This window comes from Paenibacillus sp. GCM10023252 (assembly GCF_042653305.1).
In the GTDB taxonomy this organism is placed as follows: Bacteria; Bacillota; Bacilli; order Paenibacillales; family Paenibacillaceae; genus Pristimantibacillus.
On the sequence record NZ_JBHSHW010000010.1, the window covers coordinates 46,754 to 70,623 of the forward strand.

22 protein-coding genes are annotated in these 23,870 nt (G+C 55.5%); 18 read left to right on the forward strand and 4 right to left on the reverse strand.

Going from position 1 to position 23,870, the window contains the following annotated elements; all coding sequences use genetic code 11:
* The first annotated feature begins 25 nt into the window (after positions 1-25).
* The 3 genes from ACFO9Q_RS08410 to ACFO9Q_RS08420 all read left to right on the forward strand — a co-directional run bounded on the left by ACFO9Q_RS08410 (position 26) and on the right by ACFO9Q_RS08420 (position 4,182).
* Entirely contained in the window at positions 26-2,383 is a 2,358-nt protein-coding gene (locus ACFO9Q_RS08410; protein WP_379180728.1) for an S-layer homology domain-containing protein, read from the forward strand.
* 138 nt (positions 2,384-2,521) lie between these two features.
* Complete coding sequence (locus ACFO9Q_RS08415; protein ID WP_379180730.1) at positions 2,522-3,064, forward strand: hypothetical protein; 543 nt, start codon at positions 2,522-2,524, stop codon at positions 3,062-3,064.
* Positions 3,065-3,432: 368 nt separating this feature from the next.
* Positions 3,433-4,182, forward strand: a complete 750-nt coding sequence (locus tag ACFO9Q_RS08420; protein WP_379180732.1) for a class I SAM-dependent methyltransferase — start codon at positions 3,433-3,435, stop codon at positions 4,180-4,182.
* Between the two features lie 166 nt (positions 4,183-4,348).
* Here ACFO9Q_RS08420 and ACFO9Q_RS08425 read toward each other — a convergent pair whose 3' ends face one another.
* Positions 4,349-5,086: a Fic family protein gene (locus tag ACFO9Q_RS08425; protein ID WP_379180734.1), complete on the reverse strand. Its 738-nt coding sequence runs from the start codon at positions 5,084-5,086 to the stop codon at positions 4,349-4,351.
* A gap of 159 nt (positions 5,087-5,245) precedes the next feature.
* Here ACFO9Q_RS08425 and ACFO9Q_RS08430 point away from each other — a divergent pair, with 159 nt between their 5' ends.
* The 13 genes from ACFO9Q_RS08430 to ACFO9Q_RS08490 all read left to right on the forward strand — a co-directional run bounded on the left by ACFO9Q_RS08430 (position 5,246) and on the right by ACFO9Q_RS08490 (position 19,416).
* The gene (locus ACFO9Q_RS08430) at positions 5,246-5,833 is read left to right on the forward strand and encodes a Uma2 family endonuclease (RefSeq protein WP_379180736.1); all 588 of its coding nucleotides are present in this window, start codon (positions 5,246-5,248) and stop codon (positions 5,831-5,833) included.
* Positions 5,834-6,300: 467 nt separating this feature from the next.
* Positions 6,301-7,773, forward strand: coding sequence for a hypothetical protein (locus ACFO9Q_RS08435; protein ID WP_379180738.1), 1,473 nt, complete (start codon positions 6,301-6,303; stop codon positions 7,771-7,773).
* Entirely contained in the window at positions 7,718-8,959 is a 1,242-nt protein-coding gene (locus ACFO9Q_RS08440; RefSeq protein ID WP_379180740.1) for a CpaF family protein, read from the forward strand. The genes ACFO9Q_RS08435 and ACFO9Q_RS08440 overlap by 56 nt, the downstream gene beginning before the upstream one ends.
* Positions 8,956-9,768, forward strand: a complete 813-nt coding sequence (locus tag ACFO9Q_RS08445) for a type II secretion system F family protein (RefSeq protein WP_379180742.1) — start codon at positions 8,956-8,958, stop codon at positions 9,766-9,768. The genes ACFO9Q_RS08440 and ACFO9Q_RS08445 overlap by 4 nt, the downstream gene beginning before the upstream one ends.
* 15 nt (positions 9,769-9,783) lie before the next feature.
* On the forward strand, positions 9,784-10,785 hold the full coding sequence (locus tag ACFO9Q_RS08450) for a type II secretion system F family protein (RefSeq protein WP_379180745.1): 1,002 nt from the start codon (positions 9,784-9,786) through the stop codon (positions 10,783-10,785).
* Positions 10,786-10,825: 40 nt separating this feature from the next.
* Entirely contained in the window at positions 10,826-11,047 is a 222-nt protein-coding gene (locus tag ACFO9Q_RS08455) for a Flp1 family type IVb pilin (RefSeq protein ID WP_379180747.1), read from the forward strand.
* Positions 11,019-11,705, forward strand: a complete 687-nt coding sequence (locus tag ACFO9Q_RS08460; protein WP_379180749.1) for a TadE/TadG family type IV pilus assembly protein — start codon at positions 11,019-11,021, stop codon at positions 11,703-11,705. Before ACFO9Q_RS08455 ends, ACFO9Q_RS08460 begins: the two co-directional genes overlap by 29 nt.
* Positions 11,706-11,783: 78 nt before the next feature.
* Positions 11,784-14,252 carry a TadE/TadG family type IV pilus assembly protein gene (locus tag ACFO9Q_RS08465; RefSeq protein WP_379180751.1) on the forward strand — a complete coding sequence of 823 codons (2,469 nt, stop codon included), beginning with the start codon at positions 11,784-11,786 and terminating at the stop codon, positions 14,250-14,252.
* A gap of 28 nt (positions 14,253-14,280) precedes the next feature.
* Positions 14,281-15,186: a hypothetical protein gene (locus tag ACFO9Q_RS08470; protein ID WP_379180753.1), complete on the forward strand. Its 906-nt coding sequence runs from the start codon at positions 14,281-14,283 to the stop codon at positions 15,184-15,186.
* A 210-nt stretch (positions 15,187-15,396) separates the two neighbouring features.
* Complete coding sequence (locus ACFO9Q_RS08475) at positions 15,397-15,924, forward strand: A24 family peptidase (protein WP_379180755.1); 528 nt, start codon at positions 15,397-15,399, stop codon at positions 15,922-15,924.
* Between the two features lie 18 nt (positions 15,925-15,942).
* Positions 15,943-17,973 carry a DUF6382 domain-containing protein gene (locus tag ACFO9Q_RS08480; RefSeq protein WP_379180757.1) on the forward strand — a complete coding sequence of 677 codons (2,031 nt, stop codon included), beginning with the start codon at positions 15,943-15,945 and terminating at the stop codon, positions 17,971-17,973.
* Positions 17,974-18,032: 59 nt separating this feature from the next.
* The gene (locus ACFO9Q_RS08485) at positions 18,033-18,683 is read left to right on the forward strand and encodes a hypothetical protein (protein WP_379180759.1); all 651 of its coding nucleotides are present in this window, start codon (positions 18,033-18,035) and stop codon (positions 18,681-18,683) included.
* A 31-nt stretch (positions 18,684-18,714) separates the two neighbouring features.
* A complete protein-coding gene (locus ACFO9Q_RS08490) occupies positions 18,715-19,416 on the forward strand; it encodes a hypothetical protein (protein ID WP_379180761.1) in 702 nt (233 codons plus the stop codon).
* Positions 19,417-19,467: 51 nt separating this feature from the next.
* On the opposite strand, the gene ACFO9Q_RS08495 is transcribed toward ACFO9Q_RS08490, so the two are convergent.
* From ACFO9Q_RS08495 to ACFO9Q_RS08505, 3 genes are all read right to left on the reverse strand, one after another.
* Positions 19,468-20,373 (reverse strand): TIGR01777 family oxidoreductase, encoded by a 906-nt coding sequence (locus ACFO9Q_RS08495; RefSeq protein ID WP_379180763.1) that lies wholly within the window; start codon positions 20,371-20,373, stop codon positions 19,468-19,470.
* Positions 20,374-20,604: 231 nt separating this feature from the next.
* Complete coding sequence (locus ACFO9Q_RS08500; RefSeq protein WP_379180765.1) at positions 20,605-21,111, reverse strand: hypothetical protein; 507 nt, start codon at positions 21,109-21,111, stop codon at positions 20,605-20,607.
* Between the two features lie 124 nt (positions 21,112-21,235).
* Complete coding sequence (locus ACFO9Q_RS08505; protein ID WP_379180767.1) at positions 21,236-21,673, reverse strand: DUF2621 domain-containing protein; 438 nt, start codon at positions 21,671-21,673, stop codon at positions 21,236-21,238.
* 101 nt (positions 21,674-21,774) lie between these two features.
* Here ACFO9Q_RS08505 and ACFO9Q_RS08510 point away from each other — a divergent pair, with 101 nt between their 5' ends.
* Together ACFO9Q_RS08510 and purU are read left to right on the forward strand one after the other, a co-directional pair.
* The gene (locus ACFO9Q_RS08510) at positions 21,775-22,905 is read left to right on the forward strand and encodes a deoxyribonuclease IV (protein ID WP_379180769.1); all 1,131 of its coding nucleotides are present in this window, start codon (positions 21,775-21,777) and stop codon (positions 22,903-22,905) included.
* Positions 22,906-22,947: 42 nt separating this feature from the next.
* A complete protein-coding gene (purU, locus tag ACFO9Q_RS08515) occupies positions 22,948-23,829 on the forward strand; it encodes a formyltetrahydrofolate deformylase (RefSeq protein WP_379180771.1) in 882 nt (293 codons plus the stop codon).
* The last annotated feature ends 41 nt before the right edge of the window (positions 23,830-23,870 follow it).

Below are 23,870 nucleotides of genomic sequence, written 5' to 3' on the forward strand. Positions count from 1 at the left end.
CCTATTAGAGAAGGAGCAGATGTCGTTGAAATCTATTATTGCTGGATTCGCAGCCGTTATATTGTTCATAGGATTATTGCTGCCGCAAGGGCAGGGGGCTCAAGCAGCTAGTGTGACCTACTCGGATATCGACAAGCATTGGGCGAAGGATACGATCCTCGCTATGGCGAGTCAAGGCTATGTCGCTGGGTATGAGGACGGGACGTTCCGGCCTGATGCGCCTGTGACGCGTGCGGAATGGGTTACGCTGGTGAATAAGGTCATTGGTTATGAGCAGGAATCTAAGGAAGTGTTCACCGATGTGCCCGCTGACAGCTGGTACAGCAAGGAAGTGAGCAAGGCGAGCCAGGCCGGCTACATCTCCGGTTATCCTGGCAACCTGTTCAAGCCTGATGCTCCCATTCGCCGCTCTGAGACTGCTGCGGTGTTGACCAAGCTGACGCAATATCGCGTCGATGGGACAGACAGCGCTGATTCCTTCACGGATGTGAAGCAGGCGGCGGCATGGGTGAAGGGAGCGGTAGCTGTCGCAGCCGAGCATAACCTCATGCAGGGTCAAGGTCAGGCATTCTGGCCGAATGGCAGTCTGACCCGCGCAGAGGCAGTCGTCATCTTGAGCCGTCTTACGCAGCAGATTCAGATCTACCACAAGCCGGGAACCTATGGACCGGAGCAGGTGGCAACGAAGCTGAAGCAAGACGTCCTGATTGATGTGGATGGGGTTCATCTGCAGAATGTGCAGATTGAGGGCGATCTCATTCTTGGAGCCCATGTAGGCGAAGGGGATGTGAAGCTGACGAATGTGACCGTGAAGGGAACGACCTATGTGTACGGCGGCGGAGTGAACAGCATTCACTTCAAGGGAGCGAAGATTGGACATCTCATCGTTGACAAAAGCACCCCAGTCCGCCTAACCTTCAGTCATTCCTCAGTCACGCGCATCACGGCAAGGACGAAGGCTATCATCGTTAACCTCGATGATTCCAAGCTTGGTAAGCAAGAGGGGGCTATCGAGACCCAAGAAGGGCCTCCGTCTCCTACTCCATCTCCGAAGCCGACTGTGACGCCGACTCCATCCCCTGGAGGCGGGAGCGGCGGTAATGGCGGAGGCGGCGGTACAGGAAGCACACCGACGCCAACACCATCAGCGACACCTTATGATATCGGACTGACGGCTGAGGCTTATTTTTACGAAGGGTACTTCAATATCGATACTCAGGTTGTGAACTTCGGAGAAGACGTGGATGGTCTGAAGTACGGGGTCAAGCTTGAAGTGGAAGGTATTGAAGGGGATGACATCCTCGCGGTAGATTCCGATCCGGATAGTGAGGAAGAGTTCGAGCTGCACCGAGTAGCAGGTACGGATACATTCGTAGGCTATTATGGCGGAGAAGCTGGCGTATCCATGGATACCGAGAGCTGGGAGAATCATTGGACGATCTTCGGACTGACGCTGGATGATGTGCGGGAGCATCCCCAGATCGGCTTCACCGTATGGCTCGCTCCGAAGGGATCTCCGGGAGAAGAGCATGCGATCGTATCTGCTGAAGGGATTCATGAGCTGACCGAAGGCGAAGTGATGCTGGACATCTGGACGGAGTACCCTACGATAGAGGACGGGGTTATTCGGGTCGCAGGACAGGCTGTGAACCTGAAGCTACAAGAGTATGAGGATACGACAGCTGGCTTGTATGTGTACCTGGAAGGGGTAGAGGGTGATTCTCTGACGGTGACCTATGGAGATGGTGAGGAGACTTCGCTCGCACGTATAGGTGATACCGATGAATTCACCGGCTATCTGGATCAGGTGGGCAGCTCGCTGAGCTATGGATACAACAGCCAGTTCGAACTGAATATTCAAGCGGGTGATGCAGCTGACGTCGTCCAGTTAGGGCTAGTCGAGCTGTGGATCGGTGAGGGAGATACTCCATCGCTTGATGATGCTCTAGCCAGTGATTACATCGATCTGGATATTAATAAGCTGGATCTGAACATCGGAGAGCCGCAGGTGGTCGGACGGACCATTGACTTCCCGGTCACCGTCGTGAATTCGGATGGCGAGAGTTACGAGTACGCACGTTATGCGGTGTACCTCTACGCTGAAGGTGTAGTAGGCAATGAGCTGACAGTGACAGATGAGACCGGCAAGGAGCTGGCGGTGCTGACCAGACAGGATGATAGCGATCTGTTCCTAGGCTATATTGGCGACGAGGCAGGAACTCCTATTGAACCAGGCACATCGACGTTCACTGTCCGTACTAACCTGAGCGGTCAGCCTGATGTCGACTATGTCGCCCTGCTGCTCGTGCTGGGGCAGGCGCCTGAGCCAGACTCCCCTTATCTGACCGGTATCATCGATTCGGTAGAGGTAGAGTTAGATTAGAGGCAAGTCGCAGAGGATAGAGCAAGAGTACTAAGGAACAAGAACAATGAAGCCCAAGAACTTAAGGTCGAATGACCTTAGGCTCTTGGGCTTTTTTGTAGTGTTATACAGATTAATTCTAAGAGGAGCTGTGTATAGTTGCCGAAACCCCTAGTATTTCCTGAGCTTGTTACCGCTTCAATTACCCGATGTAAGCATGAGGGTGAGGTCTTATCAGTACGTCATTCTACGCACATTCAACTAGGTGATTCAAGCTCAGATGAGCTGCTTGGCATTGTGGTTATGACTAATCCAGGGAGTTATACATTTAAGGATAATTCGGAGTGGGATAAGTCTGCAAGTCAACCAGACGGGAAGAAGGCGGAGGACTATCATAAGAAAGTAGAACATTTCATTTCCTCCACCAAGGAAATTAATCGTTCTTTGTTAGAAGATCCAGTAACACATGAGAGAGATAGATTCCTGGAGGAATGCAGTAGCTCTAAGTTTGTAATCATGGGATTTGTTAAAAAAGTTTTCATGGAAAGAATGAGAGAAGTGCAAGAGTGGTCTAAGGAATCGGATAAAATCGTATGTGCCATAGACTCTAAAGGCCATCAATCTCACCCGTTCAGTTGGGGACTGAATCCTGAGCTTAAGAATAAAGCTATTGAATCCTTAGTAAATGTACTGCGGAGGTGAAATAGCAGTCTATTGAACACGTTCAACTTCTGATATAATGACTATAAGCATTAATAGAATGGCTGTAAGGGCGGTTGGTAATCTCCCCTGAAAGGGGGTGATGCCAGTGATCGAAGTCACAAGAAAAAGTAGGCCCCCTCAGCAAAGGTTAGCCTACTTTTCTTAGTTCGCACCCTTTGACCAAGCCAACCGCCCTTAAAAGCGGCTATTGACGAGGGGAACGGTGTTAGCGCACCGTTCCTGTAATTAAGTATAATCATAGCATGAAGGATTTATAACTTCAATATGGTTAGCAGTCTATTAAACACTGATACAACGACTATAAGCGTTGATTACGAAAGACTTCTACGACAAGGAGTGATACAGATATGGATGTTATTAATCGGAATATAAGCAGTTGGAATGAGAAGGTGAACAGCGGCAGCCCGTGGAGTATTCCAGTTAGCAGCGAAGTGATTCAGAAGGCGAAGGAGGGTGTATGGGAGATTACGGTTACTGCTACCAAGCCAGTACCCAGAGGTTGGTTCCCCTCTCTCCAAGGGAAAACTATATTATGCCTTGCATCTGGAGGAGGACAGCAAGGTCCAGTGTTGGCAGCTGCTGGAGGGAATGTGACTGTACTAGACTTCTCAGAGGGGCAACTGAAGCAGGACAGACTTGTGGCAGAGAGAGAGGGACTCACGATCAATACCGTATTAGGGGACATGACTGATCTGAGTGAATTCGCAGATGAACAATTCGATCTGATCATTCATCCTGTGTCTAATCTCTACATACCTGATATTGAAGTCGTCTGGAACCAAGCATATCGTATTATTCGTACAGGGGGTACTCTCATCAGTGGGTTCATGAACCCCGTCTTCTACCTGTTCGATTGGTCACTTCAAGAGCAAGGAGTCCTCCAAGTGAAGCATCCTCTCCCGTACTCTGATCTGGAATATCTTGCTGATCATGAGGAGGGGGCTGCCATAGAATTCGGTCATACGCTGGAAGCTCAGATACAGGGTCAGCTCTCAGCAGGGTTCGTTATTAACGGATTCTACGAAGATACCTATGGAGGCGAGCGGCTGCTGGACACCTATACCAGTTCATTCCTAGCAACACGAGCAGTTAAGTAAGGAGGCTGATTAGATGAGCTATGAGCCCACGAGGCAGGTCATGCTGCGGCTGAGGAACTGACACTGCAGCAGACAAGCACTAGCACGGGAGATTTTGATAATACCAACCTCCGAGCACGTAACGATCCACACCGAACCACTTACTTGGCTCGATTAGAGGTACTGCTCAACTCCGTATGGCATGTAGGTAGTTATTCAGAGAGTCCCTCACGGAGCTTGTGATAAATGTAATAAATGGTGTTCGATCTCTAGTTGAGTGATAATGTTCAAGGGAACTATAGTATTCCCTAAGCTTCTCATCAGACACCCGGATCATAGCAGGCGGGTAGCCGTTCTTCATTAGGATGAAGTCCAGAGATAGGCGTGCGGTTCGGCCGTTACCGTCCTGGAATGGATGAATATTAACAAAGTCCTGATGAAATACAGCTCCGAGTTCTACAGGGTGCAGAGTAGACTTGTTCTCCTCATACCAGTCGAACAGGGCTTCCATCCTATAAGGCGTCTCGAAGGGAGAGGCTGGGACCATCTCTGATCCGACAATACGATTAGCATACTGCTTATAGGTCCCCTTGTGCTTCTCATGATTGCAAATAATAAAGTGAAAGTCCCTAATCAGCTTATCACTCAAATCTCCAGTCTTAACAACGTCCTCCATGTATTCCATCGCTTCAGCTAAGTTGACTGCCTCAAGATGATCCTTGAGCGGCTTACCGCCGATGGTTATCCCTTTCTCTAATACCAGCGCCGTTTCCAGCAGGGTCAGTGTATTACCTTCTATGGCGTTCGAGTGATATACTCGTTCAACGAAGTAATGTTTCTGTAAGCTAGCAAGGTCATTTTTTTTGAGTGGACGCAGCTCGTCTAATCGTTGATTTAATTGGTCAATCTCCGTATAGCTACCCATCGCACTCACTCCGTTCATATATTTTATACATATAGTAACACATGCTTGAACCGAATACATGCACATAGTATACTCGATAGTAATAGACATGGCGAAGCACGCCCCGGACATCCTCATAGAGGCAAGTTCGGGGCGTGCTGTGTTAAGGAGGCTGATTAGATGAGCTATGAACCTAAGAGGCAGGTCACACCGCAGATGAAGGAATCGGGCTGGACGTATGAGGACTATGCAGAGCTGCCTGAAGACGGGAACCAGTATGAGATTATAGGAGGCAGGCTGGAGCTTAAGCCAGGGCCAGGGACAGCTCATCAGCGAATTAGTGTAGAGCTGGAGCGCAGCCTGACGGATAGCTGTGACAGTCAGTACATTATGATGCACGCTCCGGTGGATGTCATCTTTGATACCGGTGAGACTCGTCAGCCAGATATCCTAATGATTCACAGAAGTCGAATTCACATCATTGAGGAACATGCAGTTGTTGGGCCGCCCGACTTGGTTATAGAGATCTTGTCTCCGAACAGTGCGAAGCGCGATCGGATTATGAAGAAGGAGTCATATGCCAGATTCGGGGTGCCTGAGTACTGGATTGTGGATCCGGGTAACCTGACTATTGAACAGTATGTGCTAGTGGAGGAAGGTCAGCCCTATGAGCTGCTCCAGCTGTTCGAGCAGGGAGATACGATACACTCGGAGCGAGTCCCCTGCGTAGGCTTCGTTGTGGAGGATGTGCTGCGGCTGAGGAACTGAAGATAGCAGCAGTGTGTTAGGCAGCTTGTTAGGTAGAGGCTGTCAAGCAGAGGCTTGACGTCCTCATCCGTTATATGGTAGATTTACCTCGAACTTAACAGAATACTCTAGTTAGGATACGGAAGCACCGTGAATGCTCGCAGATTACTGCGGCATTTACGGTGCTTTTTTTGTTGTCACAAGTGAATGGTTAGCTAGCGGGGTCATGTGAGCGAGGATAGGGTATAAATTGCACCTATTGGTTAGCTAGTGAGGTCATGCGAGCGAGGATAGGGTATAAATTGCACCTATCGGTTAGCTAGTGAGGTCATGCGAGCGAGGATAGGGTATAAATTACACCTATCGGTTAGCTAGTGAGGTCATGCGAGCGAGGATAGGGTATGAATTGCACCTATTGGCTAGCGGGCAAGGAGGTACCTAAGTAGTAACGTTTTTATTTTTTATTTTGCTAGGGAGATTAGGAGGGATTGGCTCTGAGAAGATTACAGCTCATCGTTGCGATTAAGGAAGAGGAGTACATCAGGCGGTTCACGGAGTATATGGGGGCGAGCAGCTACAGCAGGCAATGGCAGGTGACGGCGTTCACGAATCCGATGGCGCTGAGGCAGTTCCTGCGAGGGGAATATCCGGTGGATCTCATTGCAGCGCAGCCGCTCATGCTGACGGAATGCCGGGATGCGCTGCCGGCTGCTGTGCCAACTGCTGCAATTGTCGGGCGTTACAGGGAAGCTGCAGGTACCAGCGCGGAAGGCAGAGAGGTGCTCCAGTACCAGCCTCTGCCAGAGCTGCTCAGAGAGCTGATCGCTCATCATGCAGCAGCGTCTGCGGCCCATGGCAGTACGGCTGCACCACAGCTGGTTGGCGGCACCAAGGTCATTGGCGTCTACTCTCCTGCAGGAGGAGCGGGCTCGACGACTCTTGCCCTGCATCTGGCTGGACAAGCCGGACTAGGCTCGCTTCGAGCATTCTATCTCAATCTCGAGACATGGAACGCGAGTGAGGCTTGGGTGGCAGACCGTGAGATGGCTGGAGAGCTGGGGAGCCGGGACAGAGGCGCCAGCTGGGCTGACCAGGATAGCAAGGTGAGAGGGGCGAGCAGGGCTGACCAGGATAGCAAGGTGAGAGGGGTGAGCAGGGGTGACCAGGAGAGCGAGGTGAGAGGAGCGAGCAAGGCTAACCAGAATAGCAGGGAGAGCAAGGCTGGATTGTCTGAGCTGCTCTATCAGCTGAAGTCGGCAGCCGATCCGGCCACCGTCCATATAGGTCCCTACTGCTCCAGACATCCCTCACTGCAAGCGGATTATGTAGCTCCCGTGAACCATATGGAGGACCGTCTGACCCTTGATCCGGGGGATGCAGCGAAGCTCGTGCAGGTCATCGCGGGCTCAGGCAGCTATGATCTAGTCGTCGTCGACATGGACAGCGGCGGCTTAACCGAGCTGCATCTAGCCGTATTCGAGCAATGCAGCAGCATCCTATGGACCCAGTCCAACCACCCCGCCCCCCAGTTGAAAACAACCCAAGCCCTCCGCTGTGCCCAGCAAAAATGGCCCGACCGCTTCAAGCAGGTCGCCGGCAGGTTCAGTGCGGTATGGCGAGGCGGCGGAGGGAGCGGAAGCTCCGCTGGAGCAGGGCGCACCGGCGGGAGTATGGCCTGGGAGGCAGGCCTGAGCGCCGGTGGCGGAGGGAGCGGAAGCACCGCGGGTGCAGACGCGGGTGCGCTGCCCCTTGCCTGGCGCGAGCGTCCCATTGGCGTGCTGCCGGAAGTGCCCGAGTGGCGGGCCGGCGGCTTCGCTGCCGGATTGTTCTCATCGGCACCCTATCGGGCGGCGGTGGAGCAGCTGTTAGCCAGACTGCTCCGCGATGAAGGAGGTGCTACCCCTCATGCTTACCGAGCAAGCGGTGCTGGCGCTGCGCAATCAGGTTCGTTCAGCCATTGACAGCAGCGGGTCTCTATCTGACGCGGAGCTCATGGCTACCGTGGAGCGAATGGTGTTCACCTGGTGCGAGCAGCACCCGCTCACGGCAGCGGACAAGGTGAAGCTTGTCCGCCGGTTGTACCATTCCTTCCGCGGCCTCGACATCTTGCAGCCGCTGATGGAGGATCCGGAGGTGACGGAGATTATGATTAATCATTATCGGGAGATTTTCATAGAGAAGTTGGGGGAACTGCAGCTATTGCCTGTCGCCTTCGAGAGCAAGGAGCGGCTGGAGGATCTCATTCAAGCGGTAGTCGCTGGGGTGAACCGTGTCGTCAATGAGTCCTCCCCGATCGTGGATGCACGGCTGAAGGATGGTTCGCGTGTCCACGTCGTGCTGCCGCCTATCGCTCTGCGCGGACCGGCGATGACGATACGGAAGTTCCCGGATCAGCCTCTGACGATGGAGCAGCTCGTTCGGCTCGGTTCGCTGACGGAGGAAGCGGCGGGGCTGCTGCAGGTGCTCATCGCGGCGAAGTACAACGTGTTCATCAGCGGCGGGACTGGAACCGGCAAGACGACGTTCCTCAATGCCTTGTCCCAGTACATCCCCTCGGACGAGCGGATCGTCACGATCGAGGATTCGGCTGAGCTGCAGATTCGCACCGTGCCTAACCTCGTCTCGCTGGAGACGAGGAATGCGAATACGGAGGGCAAGGGGGAGATTCCGATTCGAGAGCTCATTCGCGCCTCGCTCCGCATGCGGCCAAGCCGCATTATTGTCGGGGAAGTCCGCGGGGGAGAGGCGCTGGATATGCTGCAAGCGCTGAATACCGGACATGCAGGAAGCATGTCGACGGGGCATAGCAATGGAGCGAAGGATATGCTGGCACGGCTGGAGACGATGGTGCTTGGCGCAGCCGACATCCCGGTGGCGGTCATTAGACAGCAGCTGGTGTCAGCGCTCGACATCGTCATCCATCTGGATCGTCTGCGTGATCGCTCCCGCCGAGTGACGGAGATCGCTGAGGTCATCGGGATGAAGGACGGTGAGGTAGTGATGGAGCCGCTGTTCCTGTTCGAAGAGACCGGAGTGAATCTAGACGGCAGAGTGCTCGGTCAACTCGTGCGGACGAGTCATAAGCTGAAGCACCGGGACAAGCTGCACATGGCCGGGCTGATGGAGAGAGGAGGGAGTCTGGTATGAAGAGGATTCTTACCTGGTGCGGCTGGGAGGGGGAGGAGGGCGGCCGGGAAGCTGACAGGCATGAAGGGTTGACCGATTACTCGGTATACCGCTTGTCTCGCAAGCAATTCCTTACAGGAGCAGCGGCGGGGTACTTGGGTGCGGCAGGGGCTGTATACCTGTTCTACCACTCGATTGTACTGTCTCTGCTGCTGGGCTGGGCTGGCCTCGCGGCGCCTCGGCTGTGGCGTCATTCCTTGCTGAAGGGAAGGCAGGAGAGGCTGAAGCTGCAGTTCAAGGAGGCACTCTACTCACTCATGTCCTCACTGGCAGCAGGGCGCTCCGTCGACAATTCCTTCCTATCCGTCCACCAGGATCTGAAGTTGCTCTACCCCGACTCTCGGACGGAGGTCGTCCGGGAGTTCAGTATCATTCGCTATCGCCTTGAGAACGGCGAGCCGCTTGAATTCGCACTTCGCGATCTGGCTCGCCGAGCGTGTGTGGATGACATTACGCAGTTCGCTGATGTCCTATCTGCGTGCAAGCGAACGGGCGGCGACTTGGTCGAGGTGACGAAGCGGACCTCCCAGATGATTGGCGAGAAGCTGGAGGTGCAGCAGGAGATCAGCGTCATGATGGCTCAGAAGCGGTGGGAAGCAAGGATGATGATGGGGGTTCCTTTTATTTTCATAGGGGTGCTGGGGGTGGCGGCTCCTGATTATATGGCTCCGCTGTACAGCGGGCTGGGCTATGTGCTCATTACCGTGGTGTTGATTGGACTGGCGATATGCTACTACTTCATTCATAGAGTGATGGACATTCGGATCTAGGAGGCGGAGGGTCGGATGGGAGTTGCCATGGTAATTGGGGTTACGATGGGGTGGATGGTGCTGCTGGGACGGGAGGCGATGAGCAGGCTGTTCCGGGTGAGGAGGGCAGAGGAGCTGAATCAGCTGCTGGTAGTAGACCCGTTCCTCAGGCTGATGGAGAAGGAGCAGCTCGATGACTACATTCAGACGTTCGTAGGCAATCATCACGTGAAGCTGGCTATTCTGCATGGGGCAGGATGGACGATTGCTAGTACGAAGAGGGAGATCGCGAGTGCTGCTGGGAATGGACTGGCAGCCATGTACGCATGTGCGTGGCTAGGTCTGCTGGCAGAGGAGCCCGTGCTCGTGCTGTTCGGCGGGGTGATCGGTGTGCTGCTCGTGCTGCGTCCCTTCCTGGAGGGGGCTCGCCAGGTCGAACGCCGCAGGCAGGACATAGTGCTGGAGCTTCCCGAGATGTTAAGCAAGCTGATGCTCCTCGTCGGAGCCGGCGAGACGGTGCAGGGGGCGCTGGCACGCTGTATGGAAGGGAAGGAGGCCCCGGAGGGGGCGGCGGTGAGGGGCACGGGGGGCATGGGTGCTGCTGGGATGGTGGCGGCGGGTGGTGGCGTGGCCGGGATGGGCATGGGAGCTGCAGGTGGGAAGGCGACAGGGCGAGGCAAGCTGCATGTGAGTGCCAAGGCTGCCGCGGTGCACCCGCTGTACCAGGAGCTTGGGGCGGTCGTGCAGGCGCTGCGCAACGGGGAGTCGCTGGACTGGGCGATGGAGAGGTTCAATCGGCGCTGTGCGGTGCAGGAGGCATCTATCTTCACGACGGTGCTGCTGCTGAACTATCGGCGGGGCGGAGAGCACTTCGTGCTGGCCTTGCGCCAGCTGTCCTACACGCTGTGGGAGAAGCGGAAGGCAACCGCCCGCAAGCGCGGGGAAGAGGCTTCATCGAAGCTGGTGTTCCCACTCGTCGGGCTGCTGCTCGTCATGATGTTGCTGGTCGCTGCGCCTGCTATGCTGCTGATGAGCTGAATGATGCTGCATAACTAATTGGAGAGAGGAAGTTGTTCAGATGAGGGAGAGAAGCAAGGGGAGCAAGGAGAGCAAGAGGAGCAAGCTGCGGCGTGCACTGAGGTCGTTCTGGAAGTCGGAGGAGGGGCTCGGCACTCTCGAGGTCATTCTTATTATTGCGGTGGTCATTATCATCGCCTTGCTGTTCAAGGACTGGATTATTGCACTTGTCGAGCGGTTGATGGGGCGGGCGGATGACCAAGCGGACCAGATCTTTTCATAAAGGGGAGGAGGGGAGCTTCACGCTGGAAGCTTCGGCTGTGTTCCCGCTCCTGTTCGGCGTCATCCTGCTGCTCATGCTGCTCGGCATGTATCTCTATCAGAATAATCTGCTCTATTATTCGGCATCTGCGACGGCGGAGCGGACGGCGTTCCGTTGGGACAACAGCAAGCGCGACGTCCGGTCGGGCATTGCTCCTGAGGGTGAGTATGATGGGCTGTACTGGCGGCTCGGAGACGATGCGATGCTGAAGTCGGTGTTCGGCCTGGGGAGCGGGGATGGGAATGGAGTCGTGGTGGAAGTTCCAGCTGTGAGCCAATCGTCGGACAACAACCTCCCCCAGTTGAAAATCCTCCAAAACACCGCCCCGCTCACCACCACCACCTTCCAAGGCGAAGCGGCTTATCGGCGGGCAGTGACCGCGCGTTCCATCGCGGTGAAGCTTCGCGCTCCGATGTCCATCGCGGCTCTGGAGCGGAGCATGGGAAGATCGGAGCCGCAGGCGATGGCGGCTGCCCGAATTGTCGAGCCTGCCGAATTCATACGGACGGTTGACCTGGCACGGTATTATACGGCGAAGTTCGGCTCAGCGACGAGTGCGGGTGGAGCGGCGAAGCGTTCTCAGGCGGGGGAGATTATGAACGGGAAGGGGGCTAAGTAGGCTCTGTAGTCTCTGTAGGCTATGTAGGCTGGGCTGGGTGGAATGACAAAATAGGAATAGAAGAAGGAGGGGGGCCTGTTGAAGAGAGTTAGTAGGTTGGTGTGGCGGTCAGACGGGTCTGTGACGATCTTCGCTGTTATTGTGATGGCTGCGCTCGTGCTGTTCTTCGGAGTCTTGATAGATTACGCACGTCTGGCATCCTTCCACAAGCTGTCGGAGAACGCTGCCCGTGCTGGTATTCGTTCGGTACTGTCGGCCTATGATGATCGGCTCTATGAGCGATATGGCTTGTTCGGGAGGGGAGGAACGCCGGCGGATTCGATCTACGAGCATGTGGTGAAGTCCAGTCTGGAGCATGAGGGTGGAGGGAATGGCAGTGGAGTTGGTGCTGGTGCTGGAGGAGGAGGCAGTGGCAGTGGCAGTGGCAGTGGCGGTAGCGGTAGCGGCGGTGATGGCTTCCGCGTCGTTAGGCCAAGAGTGGAGGAGGCGCATGTGAATGCGGCGGGTGTGCTTGGGTCACACCCTATATTCGAGCGTCAGCTGCTGGAGGAGATGAAGGTGAAGGCTCCCGTAGACTTCTCGCTGGAGCTGGCAGCGCGGTTCCTCCCCATGGCGGGAGCGATGAAGGAGGCTGCTGTGCAGGTGAATGTACTCGAGCAGCTTCGCGTGCTCTATGAGAAGCGCGAGCAGCATCTGCTGAAGGTATTGGAGCTGCAGCAGCTGGCTGCGGATGCAGTAGGCGGGAGCGGGATAGGCGGGGGCATACCCGTAACAGCGGCGGACCTCCAAGGGGGAGGAGACCACGCAGTAGGCATCGCGGCAGGCTACGCGGAGTATACCGGGTGGGTGAGGAGCGAGGCGGCGAGAGCTGCGGGAGCGGCTGGAGCGGCTGGTGCGCAGCAGGCAGCGGGTGCAGCGGGTGCTTCGCAGCAAGCGGGGAAGGCAGAAGCTGCGCAGCAGGCGAGGAAGGGAGCGGGGGAGATGGCGGCTGCAGCGCAGCAGGCAGGCGAGGCGAAGGGGAGGGCTGTTGCCCCCAGCTATGCCGAGGATATTGCTGCCTATGAGGAGCGGGCGCGATCGGTGGCGAACAGCCTCAGGCAGGAAGGGACAGCGGTCATGAAGCGGCATGCGAAGCTGATGGGACAAGCGGCGGATGAGCTGGAGGCTGCTCGCAAGGTGAATACACAGATGGAGCAAGTGGCAGACAGCGTTAATCAAGCGTCTGCTTCGGAGACAAGCGGATATGACCGGGCAGCAGGCAAGGCTGCTGGAGTTCCGGGGACGAAGGAGAATTCACTGCCGGGCGGGACACAAGAGCAGCTGAAGGATATTAGAGCGTCAGCTTCACGAATGCTGCTACAGGCAGGATGGTTCACTGCTTATGCACAGGAATTATCCGCTCAGACCGCTGCCTGCAGCTCGCTGGATCTTGAGCTTGGAGGGTTCCTGGCGAATGTGATGGACAGCCTTGCGAATCCTCGAGATGGATGGAATGAGACACTTACGGAAGCTGTCGCTTCCATGCGAATCGCCTATGAACAATATGAGGAGAGCTATGTGAAGCCGGGAACCGTGCTAGTGACCCGGAAGCAGAAGCTCGCGAATACGGAGCTGGACGCGAAGCGCAAGGAGCAGGAAGCGAAGGCAGGCTCGTTATGGACCCAGGCCAGGAGTATGCTGCATGGGCTGACGGCTGTGCCGCAGAGTGAGGAGCACATGAGAGTATGGCAAGACGTACAGCGTCACTTCAATGAGAGCATGGCCTTCAACCAGGCTGCGGTAGACAGTGAGCCGGACAGGCAGAGCTTCACGGATAAGGCTGAGGATGCGCATGATGCAGCTGAGGGAGCTTCTGCTGTTAGCGGCAAGCTTTTTCATGGAGTGGCAGATATGCTGGAGCAATCGAGAGATTCGGTCTACACCGGTGAGTATGCCCTGCATCGCTTCGCCTCCTTCACTCCGCAGCATCTCCGATCCTTGTTCACAGGCGGAGATCCGGGCGAGGTTACTCATGCGATAACGTTCAACAATCAAGAGGTGGAATACATCCTGTACGGATTCTATCACCCAACTGCCAATCTCGCTGCTGCCTACGGAGAGCTGTTCGCCATGAGGCTGGCAGTGAGGACGATGGAGGGACTGGTAGAGTGCCGGACGCTGGGGCATCCGCTGCTTATTCTAACAGGAGCCATTATATATGGATTGGAGCGGACGATGGAGGATCTCATTGCATTCAGTGAGAGAGGGGCTGCCCCCTTGTCTCGTTATGTGCAGGTGGATGTGACTTATGGAGATTACTTGCGGCTGTTCATCCTTATGCATGGAGGCGGCGGGGCTAGACTCTCTCGTATGATTGCGGTCATTAAGCAGAATACGGGACTGGAGCTGTCGCTCATCGAGACTGCAGTCACCGGGGAAGTCCGTACTTCGGTAGAACTGTGGTTCCTGCCAGGTGTGATGAGGTCGGTTACCCGTCTGGGAGGGCTGCAAGGAAGGGTTGTTGGAGACCGATATGAGACGACGAATACAATCGGGATGGCTTATTAAGAGGTGGTTGCGGGAGGACAGAGGCAGCATGGTGCTGGAAGCAGCTCTTGTCATGCCGCTGTTAATTATAGGCATTATCGTCTTCGTCTATATGATTAAGCTGGCGTCGGTGCAGATGGCTCTGGAGTCGGCTGCCTCTCAGACGGTCAGGCAGACCGCAGCCCACATTCGACCGATAGAGCTAGCGTTGCAAAAAACATCCACCGCCATAGGCCAGCTAGCACCTGCGCAGCAAATGCCGATGCCTATGGCAGATTGGACGGATGCTGCTGCGGAAGCGGCAGGATGGCTGCCCGCACCGGTAGGGCCAATCTTGTCCTCAGCGCTGCAAGGGAACTGGAAGCCGCTCCAGGATGCGGCGGCGACGGAGCTTGGCGCTTCCGTAGTAGAGCCGCTGCTCCGTGAGGTCGCCGACGAGCATGTGCTGGACAAGCAGCGCATGAAGCTTAGCAGGCTGCAGCTTCCCGATCTTCAGAGCAAGGAAGAGCCTTATCTCATGGTGGAGATTAGCTATGAATTCCCGCTAAGACTGCCTTGGAGGAAGGGGCCTCTCATCCTGAAGGAACGCGCAGAGGAGCGGGTGTGGGTAAGTGATGCCGCTCCTGCAGTGACGGACAGTGAGGGAGAGGGAGCTGCGGGTCTGCTGCAGATCGTCTCTATTCAACCCTCGCCCATCACGCGAGGCAGTCGAGCTACAGTCGTTGCCCGAGCAGCACCCGGGGAGACGGTATCGCTAGACGTGCTGTACAAGAGCGGGCACAGCACAGCCAAGCACCTCGGCCGTGCAACGGCAGATGCAGAGGGCTATGTGAAGTGGACATGGCTCGTGTCGGGCAACACGACGCCGGGGGTATGGGAGCTGACCGCCTCTGCCTCTGGCAAGAGCGTGTCCATGCACTTCACCGTCGAGCGCCCTCCCAAGCGGGGTGAGTGAGAGCTGACCGCCTCTGCCTCTGACAAGAGCGTGTCCATGCACATCACGGTCGAGCGCCCTCCTAAGCGGGGGGAGTGAGAGGAAGTAATAGAGGATTGCTTATTGAGCATTGGCCTGAGCTCCAGTTCACTCAGCTTGGATGAGACGTGCTTGGCTGGGAGAGAGAGCTACGGAGGTAGGGAGATAGGGAGAGAGGGAGGGGTTTGTGGGGTGGATTTTCACGAGTATGGGGGAGCGGTCCTGCTGCTAATTGCAGCTTACACGGATATTCGCGAGATGCGAATTCCTAATTCATTGACGGTCAGCTTCCTGGCTGCCGGTCTATTGCTGCAGCTCATAGCTGGCGGCTGGAGTGGAGGGTGGGAAGCAGCTATGGGCGCTGGTGCTGGATTCCTGCCTATGCTGATGCTGTATGTGCTGCGCGGGATTGGTGCTGGAGATGTGAAGCTCTTCGCTGCTCTCGGGGCATGGGTAGGCGCTGAGCTGGTGCTTCATGTCATGGTGTATTCGATTCTGTATGCCGGCTGTATCGGAGTGGCGTGGCTTGCTGTGAAGCATTCATTCGGACTAAGGCTAGCGGCTGTCATGAGTGCTTCGCTTGCTGCGTCGCTTGTTGATATAGGACCGAATCGAAGGAGCTGGAGAGATTGGATAAGGTGGGCGAGCTCGGGGACAAGATTCCCGTTCATGCTCGCGGTAGTGCCTGGGGCAGTTACGGTATGGTATGTCGTCTATTAGAGAAGGGAGCGATCGATATTGCACAAGTATAGAGTGGACTTCAGTATGAGGCATGGTCACGAGATGATCCTCGATCTGGAGGGAGGCATCAAGCGTGAAGAGCTGGATGGGCTGGAGCTGCAGATGCTGCAAGGGAAGCAAGCCCCTCATCTGCTTCCGATGGAGTGGACGGAGACGGACGGGAAGGTCACATTCCGCTACCGCTTAACCGGAGTGAGGATGCTTTCTCACAAGCTGCAGTTGCAGCCGTTGTCGATGCTCGGATTTTACACCCTGCTGCTAGCCGTGGTGGACGCGCTGGATGAGTGCAAGCACTATATGCTGAGGCCGGAGGGCTGCTTGCTTGAGGATTCGTTTATTTTCACAGGGGAGGGGCCCGGTCAGATTCGGCTTGCGTACGTTCCTATGCTTGACCTGGGAGTGAGCGGGACTGGCTCACAGGCTCATCGGCTGCTGCCCTGCGTCGTTCGTTGGTCGTCACATGTTACGAATATCGACGGGGAAGGCCTTCAGAGGCTGCTGCGCCAGCTGGACGGTACCGGACCGTGCACGTTCACAGAGCTCAGGAAGACTCTGCTGGAGTTAATCGGAGGTGGAGCAGACGGAGCGGGATTAGTATCGGCGTTAGCGGGAACAGGAGCAGGAGCAGGAGCAGGAGCAGGAGCAGGAGCAGGAGCAGGAGCAGGAGCAGGAGCAGGAGCAGGAGCAGGAGCATCAGTATCTGCATCAAGGACAGCAACATCTGCATCAGCAGCATTAGTATCTGCAGGACAGTTCTATCAGCCGCAAGCTGGCGGCTATTCGGAGCGCTATGATGGCAGACCGGCTGCATACTCGAGTGAGGCCCATCATCGGCTGCTGGACCAGCACCCGATGATGGGAGTGCCACCGCAGGTATCACGATTACAGTCGCAGGGCCAGATTCGGGGGCAGTCGCAGGCGCACATGCCGATGCAGTCGAGCTTGCAGCAGCAAGTACATATACCGGTGCAGCCGGGTGTGCAGCGGGGTGGACAGGTGTCTGAACAGCCGCAGCGTCCTTGGGAGCCGCAGGGCCAGTTGCCAGTGCAGCCACCTCTCCACTCACACATATCTGACCAGCCTCCCTATTTTTCTCCGTCCCCCGCTTCTATCGAGTCTAAGTGGTCAACACCGGTCGAGGATATGCCTGCCTATGCCGGAGGGCTGGAAGAGGGAGCGGAAGCCGATGGCAATCGCCGCATGGCGTGGATCTTGACCGCTGCCATTACGGTAGCTGTCGCAGCCGTGTGGCGGTTCATGTACTTGCCTGCCCTCAGCCGTAATGCGTTGCTCCTGTGCGCTGGCCTTACTGTGATGGGAATCATTGCGCTCATTGTCGTGTGGAAGCGTAAGGATGAAGCAGCCGAGGACAGTGACATTGAGGAGGAGCAGAATCAGAGTCAGTCCGATCCATTCATGCTAGAGTCGAGATTGCTGTCTAGACCCGTCCCACGTAACAAAAAAACTCCAAACCCCGAAGCAATTGCCGATCTTCAACAACGAGGCAATTCACCCATAGGGCACACGCACGGCTCTATTATTCATGAGTACATAGAAGATGAGCGTAATCATGAGCATGAGGCCTGGGCAGCAATGTCAGAGGTGCCTAGTTACCTATCTGAGCTGGGAAATGACAGGCATCATACAGGTGGCGGAACCAGGCCGGGGGATGCTACTGTTCTACTTCACTTGTCCAGCTCAGGGCAGGAGGAGGGAGATTTCAAGGTAGCATGGCTAGAGAGGGAGCTGGACGGGAAGGTGGAGCGACTGGAGTTGTCTGGGGGGATTTTCACCATTGGGCGGGGTTGTGAGGGGGACGGATATGTGGATCAAGCTCATGGAATTTCTCGTCTGCATCTGGAGGTAGAGCGGCGCGATGGTCGTTATTGTGCTAAGGATATGGGCTCGCGCAACGGCAGCTTCCTTAATCAAGAGATGATGATTGCCTACAAGACGTATGACTTGGAGCCTGGGGATGTGATACAGCTGGCTGGATCCAAGGGGCCTCGGTATACGTTGCACAGATAGCAGTGGCATTGCAGTGGCAGGGTCATAGAGAAGCTAATTCATTAGGAGGTATGAGTGGAATGAATGATGTGGAGAGATTCATAGAGGAACAGCGTGCTTCAGCCATTGGGCAGAGATTGGAGCTGCTGAAGAAGCCCTTATTGTCGGAGCGCAAGCTGCTAGAGACATTGGCATCTATGTTAGGAACGTTCGAGGGGTTAATTATGGAGTATGAGATTGTGAGCATTGGCGGCGCGAGGAATTATATCGACATTTACTATTATCCGCTTCGGATTGCGTTTGAGGTTTTGGGGTTTTTTTATCACGGGGAGAATCTTAGCAGGGATAAGTTCGATCAGGAGCAGGCGCGGATTCGGTCCTTGACGAGCCTTGGGCACATCTACTTCCCAATCAGCAGGGATGAGCTGGATAAGCGGCCCGATATGTGCAAGAGGGATATCTACCAGCTGCTGGGGCGGTTAAGTGCGTCTGGCGGCAGTGCCTATGAGGAGCTGAGCGTATATGAGCGGGAGGTCATCCGGTACGGACTGCGGCTTAATCGATTCTTGAAGGTCGAGGATGTCCAGTATTGCTTGCAGATGGGTTACACCTCTAGCAGGACTATACTTAATGGAATGTTGAAAAAAGAGCTCTTACTCGCTGTAAACAAAGACGCACAACGAGTTCATTACTATCAGCTATCTGAGAAAGCTATTAGATATATGATGTAGTGGCAGTGCGTACGGCGGAGTGACTTGACCCATGGCAATAGCGCCAGATTTTGGCGTTGCAGGCGAGCGGAGCGGTGTGTTGGGAGCAATAGCGCCAGATTCTGGCGTTGCAGGCGAGCGGAGCGGTGTGTTGGGAGCAATAGCGCCAGATTCTGGCGTTGCAGGCGAGCGGAGCGGTGTGTTGGGAGCAATAGCGCCAGATTCTGGCGTTGCAGGCGAGCGAAGCGGTGTCTTGGGAGCAATAGCGCCAGAATCTGGCGTTGCAGGCGAGCGAAGCGGTCTGTTGGGAGCAATAGCGCCAGATTTTGGCGTTGCAGGCGAGCGAAGCGGTGTCTTGGGAGCAATAGCGCCAGAATCTGGCGTTGCAGGCGAGCGAAGCGGTCTGTTGGGAGCAATAGCGCCAGATTTTGGCGTTGCAGGCGAGCGAAGCGGTCTGTTGGGAGCAATAGCGCCAGATTTTGGCGTTGCAGGCGAGCGGAGGGGTGTGTTGGGAGCAATAGCGCCAGATTTTGGCGTTGCAGGCGAGCGGAGGGGTGTGTTGGGAGCAATAGCGCCAGATTTTGGCGTTGCAGGCGAGCGGAGCGGTGTGTTGGGAGCAATAGCGCCAGAATCTGGCGCTGCAGGCGAGCGGAGCGGTGTGTTGGGAGCAATAGCGCCAGATTTTGGCGTTGCAGGCGAGCGGAGCGGTGTGTTGGGAGCAATAACGCCAGAATCTGGCGTTGCAGCAGCCTAGAGCAAGCCCCTTCTCCACAACACATGGAGAAGGGGCTTAACTAACATATGCTTACTTGGTAAACATCGCCTGCATGGCGGCGTTGATGGTGGGGTGGCGGAATGTGAAGCCGCTGTCCAGCGCCTTGCGAGGCAGGGCGCGCTGGCCTTCGAGGAGCAGAGCGGACAGCTCGCCGAATGCAGCCTTCATGAGGAAGCTGGGGACAGGGAACCAATGCGGGCGTCCCATGGCCTTGCCCAGCGCCCGGCCGAACTCGTCATTGGTGACCGGTGTCGGAGCAGAGGCGTTGACGGGGCCGCTCATCCTGTCCTCGTCCACACAGAACATGATGAGCCTGACCATATCCTCCAGGTGAATCCAAGAGATCCATTGCTTGCCGCTGCCAACCGGGCCGCCTCCGAATAGCCGGTAAGGCATGGCCATCTTCGGGAATGCCCCTCCCTCGCGGTCTAGCACGAGCCCCACTCGCAGCTTCACGAGCCGATCGACTGGGATGCGGTCTGCAGCAGCCTCCCACTTGCGAACGACTGAGGCGAGGAAGTCTGTCTCCACTGTCCTGCTGCTCTCATCGAAGGTCTCCGATTCCGAGAATCCATAGGCAGATATGCCTGAAGCGTTCACGACAACCTTAGGCTTAGCCTCCAACAATGCGACAGCACGAGCCAAGCCCTCGGCCGCATCCACTCGAGAGCCCAGTATCCGCGCCTTCGCTTCGTCTGTCCAACGCTGATTAATGGACTCGCCCGCGAGATTGACAATCGCATCAACCCCCGCAAGCTTGCTCGGTTCCTCCACTAATTCATGCCAAGTGACCGTCTGCACACCCCGTCTGCCTCCGCCATTCGAGTTCCGCGGAGCAGAACGGGATATAATCAACACTTCATCCCCGCGCCGCAGCAGGGAAGCCACTAATGCTCTACCTACGAACCCTGTCCCACCAGTTACCGCTATCCGCATCCTCCACACTCGCTTCCATAGTCTCTGTAACCAACATAGGGTCAGCTAGAAGCCGCAACACGCGTCGTCCAGCCAACCCCTAAGCTTCCTCTACAAGCATCAACTCGAGCTACCTACAGGCAAGTGCGCCACACCAGCCAGCTTAGCCACTGCATCCTTCAGCCACCAGCGTCTCAAGAGCAACACGTCTTGGAGCGAGAGTTTTTTTTTTGCTCAAGCAGCCTCTTAGTGCTACTTCACTTCCTTAATCTGCGTCAGCCAAGGCTGCTTAATGACACCGCTGTCGCCTTGAACTTCCTTCTCTACATATTGGAACTCCACCTGAGCACTCTCACCGAGTGCGTCGATATCCTTCTGAAGCTCTTCTTCAATCTGATAAGCGACGATGCCCTTGTCTGTCTCAATCTCAACCGAGTGGGAGTCAATCTGCCCAGTATACTTACCTTCACCATGCAGATATTTCGTTACGGTCTCGACCGGTTCAGAAGGCTCCTTGGAAGCTTCCGGCTCCGCCGTACCAGTATCTACGACGCCGATGTCTGTCGGCGCCTCACTTACTTCAGGCGTAACCTCCGCCTCGTTCCCGTTCTCTGTCACAGCTGCGTTGCCGCCGCTGCCTAGTTGTCTATTGCCGTTGTCGGCTGATCCGCCGCATCCGGCTGCTGTGAGCATGAGCGTTAACAGAATGACGCTGGCTGCTGTTGTTTTGCTTTTTCTACGAATAGTTAATCGATTCATTATGGATTCGCCTCCTGTACTCTATAACGCAGCTGGACCTATCTTGGTTACAAGTTAGTTACCCCAGCCTCCCCCGGAATAAACAGAAAACCGCGTCAGACGCGGCTTCTGCTTACATATTAACTTACTTATTGAGCAGATGCTTGTAGGGGGAATAATCGATGCCTCTCTTATCTAGAAAGCTAACCAAGCTCCGGTAATCCCGCTTAGGCGTAGCTCGTATGTAGCCTTCGATGCAGTGTTCCCTCGTCACGGCGGTGTCGCCCTTCTCAATGGCCACTTGTCCAATCTTGGCCGCGATGGAATGCTTCGCAATGTCCCGGAATGCCGTTGGAACCGGAGATACCAGCTCGTCGAGCAGCTGCTTCGCTTCCTCACTCCACATGCTGCGGCTGCGATCCACCCAATAATTCTGCCAATCGAGCTTGGACTTGCCATCGCGCATCGGTAGCACCTTCAAGAACTTACGGAACATGAAGAATCCGCCGATACACATGAACCCGACCATGACAACTGCCCAGAATACGATGAAATACATGAACCAATCAGGGGCTGAACTCATCTCTAATGTCACCTCTGCTGCCAATTATATCGTATTCCTAGATTTATTTCGACATTCCTTGTAAAATAAGGGTTGATCAACCGAAAGGGGACGTTATGCTCATGTTAAAAATCGGTTCTCATGTATCGTTTTCGGACAAGGGGTTGCTAAGTGCAACCAAGGAAGCGGTCTCGTATGGCTCCAGCTCATTCATGATCTACACCGGCGCACCGCAGAACACCAGGCGCAAGCCGATAGACACGCTATATATTGAAGAAGGTAAGGAAGCGATGGCGGCGGCGGGCATTAACGAGATCGTCGTGCATGCTCCTTACATTATTAATCTAGGCTCTTATAAGGAAGATACATTCGAGCTTGCAGTTCGTTTCCTCCAGGAGGAGATTCGCCGTACTCATCAGATCGGGGTGCGCAATATTGTGCTGCATCCAGGCGCTTATACAGATAAGGATGCCGAATATGGCATTGCCCGCATCGCCGAAGGCCTGAACGAGGTGCTGGACGGGACGCAAGAGACGGATGTGAACATTGCACTCGAGACGATGGCTGGCAAAGGGACCGAGATCGGACGTTCGTTCGAGGAGCTCGCTCAGATTATTGATAAGGTTCGTTCAAATAACCGTCTGACCGTCTGTATGGACACTTGCCATATGCATGATGCCGGTTATGATCTCGTCGGTGATCTTGATGGCGTGCTGAAGCAGTTCGACCAGACTGTCGGACTGAACCGCGTCGCGGTTGTCCATGTCAACGACAGCAAGAACGCGCGCGGAGCGGGCAAGGATCGCCACGCCCCAGTGGGCGCTGGCTATCTCGGACATGAAGCGATTCACTCGATTATTCATCATGAAGCGCTTGCTGGACGGCCTTTCATACTAGAGACGCCTTGGATTGGCAAGAGTGACAAGACTGAGCGTCCGATGTATGAAGCGGAGATTGCACTGCTGCGCGGTGACGCGAGTGAGCGGTTCGGCCAGTCGTACTTCGACCACGTCGAGCGTCTGCATCACTTCTATGGGAAGCAAGAGATTGATCCTCGCACCTTCGTGCTCTCCACTTGGGAGCTGCTGAAGAATGATGCGAAGGCGAAGAAGGCGGATCCGCGTGAACCGATGGAGCGCCTGTTCGATCTTGCTGCAGCGGGCGGCGTGTTCCCAGAAGAGTTGACGGAAGAGCAGATTAACCAACGCATTACCGGGTGGTTCGCGGGCAAGCAGCTTCTGGTTAATGCTTAGTAAATATAGACAAACTAGCCTTAGGAAGGAAGTCAATCGTCGATGCAACCACCAGTAACCTCTCCACAGCGCAGCGGCCGGGCTCGTATGCTCATCTCCTGTCCGGACCGTTCCGGCATCGTAGCTGCCGTATCGCACTTCCTGTACGAGCATGGCGCGAATATCGTACAGTCTGATCAATACACGATGGATCCGGAGGGAGGCATGTTCTTCATCCGGTTCGAATTCGACCTGGCGGACCTTGAGAAGGAGCTGCCTGTTCTTGTCGAGGACTTCGCCAGAGTGGCGGATCGCTTCGATATGAAGTGGCACATCTTCCGCGCCAGCCGCAAGAAGCGGCTCGCCATCTTCGTCTCCAAGGAAGACCATTGCCTGATGGAGCTGCTGTGGCAGTGGAAGGCAGGCGATCTGGACGCGGACATCTCCATGGTCATCTCGAATCATCCGGATATGAGGGAGATGGTGGAGTCGTTCGGCATTCCTTATCACCACATCCCTGTCACCGCAGACACGAAGCCGGAGGCGGAGCGCAAGCAGATGGAGCTCGTAGCCGACAAGGCGGACATTATCGTGCTCGCGAGGTACATGCAGATCATTCCGCCTAAGTTCATTGAGCAATTCCCTAATCGCATTATCAACATCCATCATTCCTTCCTGCCGGCGTTCGTTGGGGGCAAGCCTTATGCCCAAGCCTACAAGCGTGGGGTGAAAATCATCGGAGCAACCGCTCACTACGTAACCGAAGAGCTCGACGGCGGTCCGATCATTGAGCAGGACGTGCAGCGGGTGAGCCATCGCGACAATGTTGATGATCTGAAGCGAATCGGCCGGACGATCGAGCGTGTGGTGCTTGCGCGCGCAGTGAAGTGGCATATTGAAGACCGTGTCATTGTTCATCAGAACAAGACGGTTGTTTTCAATTAGGGACGGGAATGGTACAATGTTCAGAGCCATTGCGCTACAAC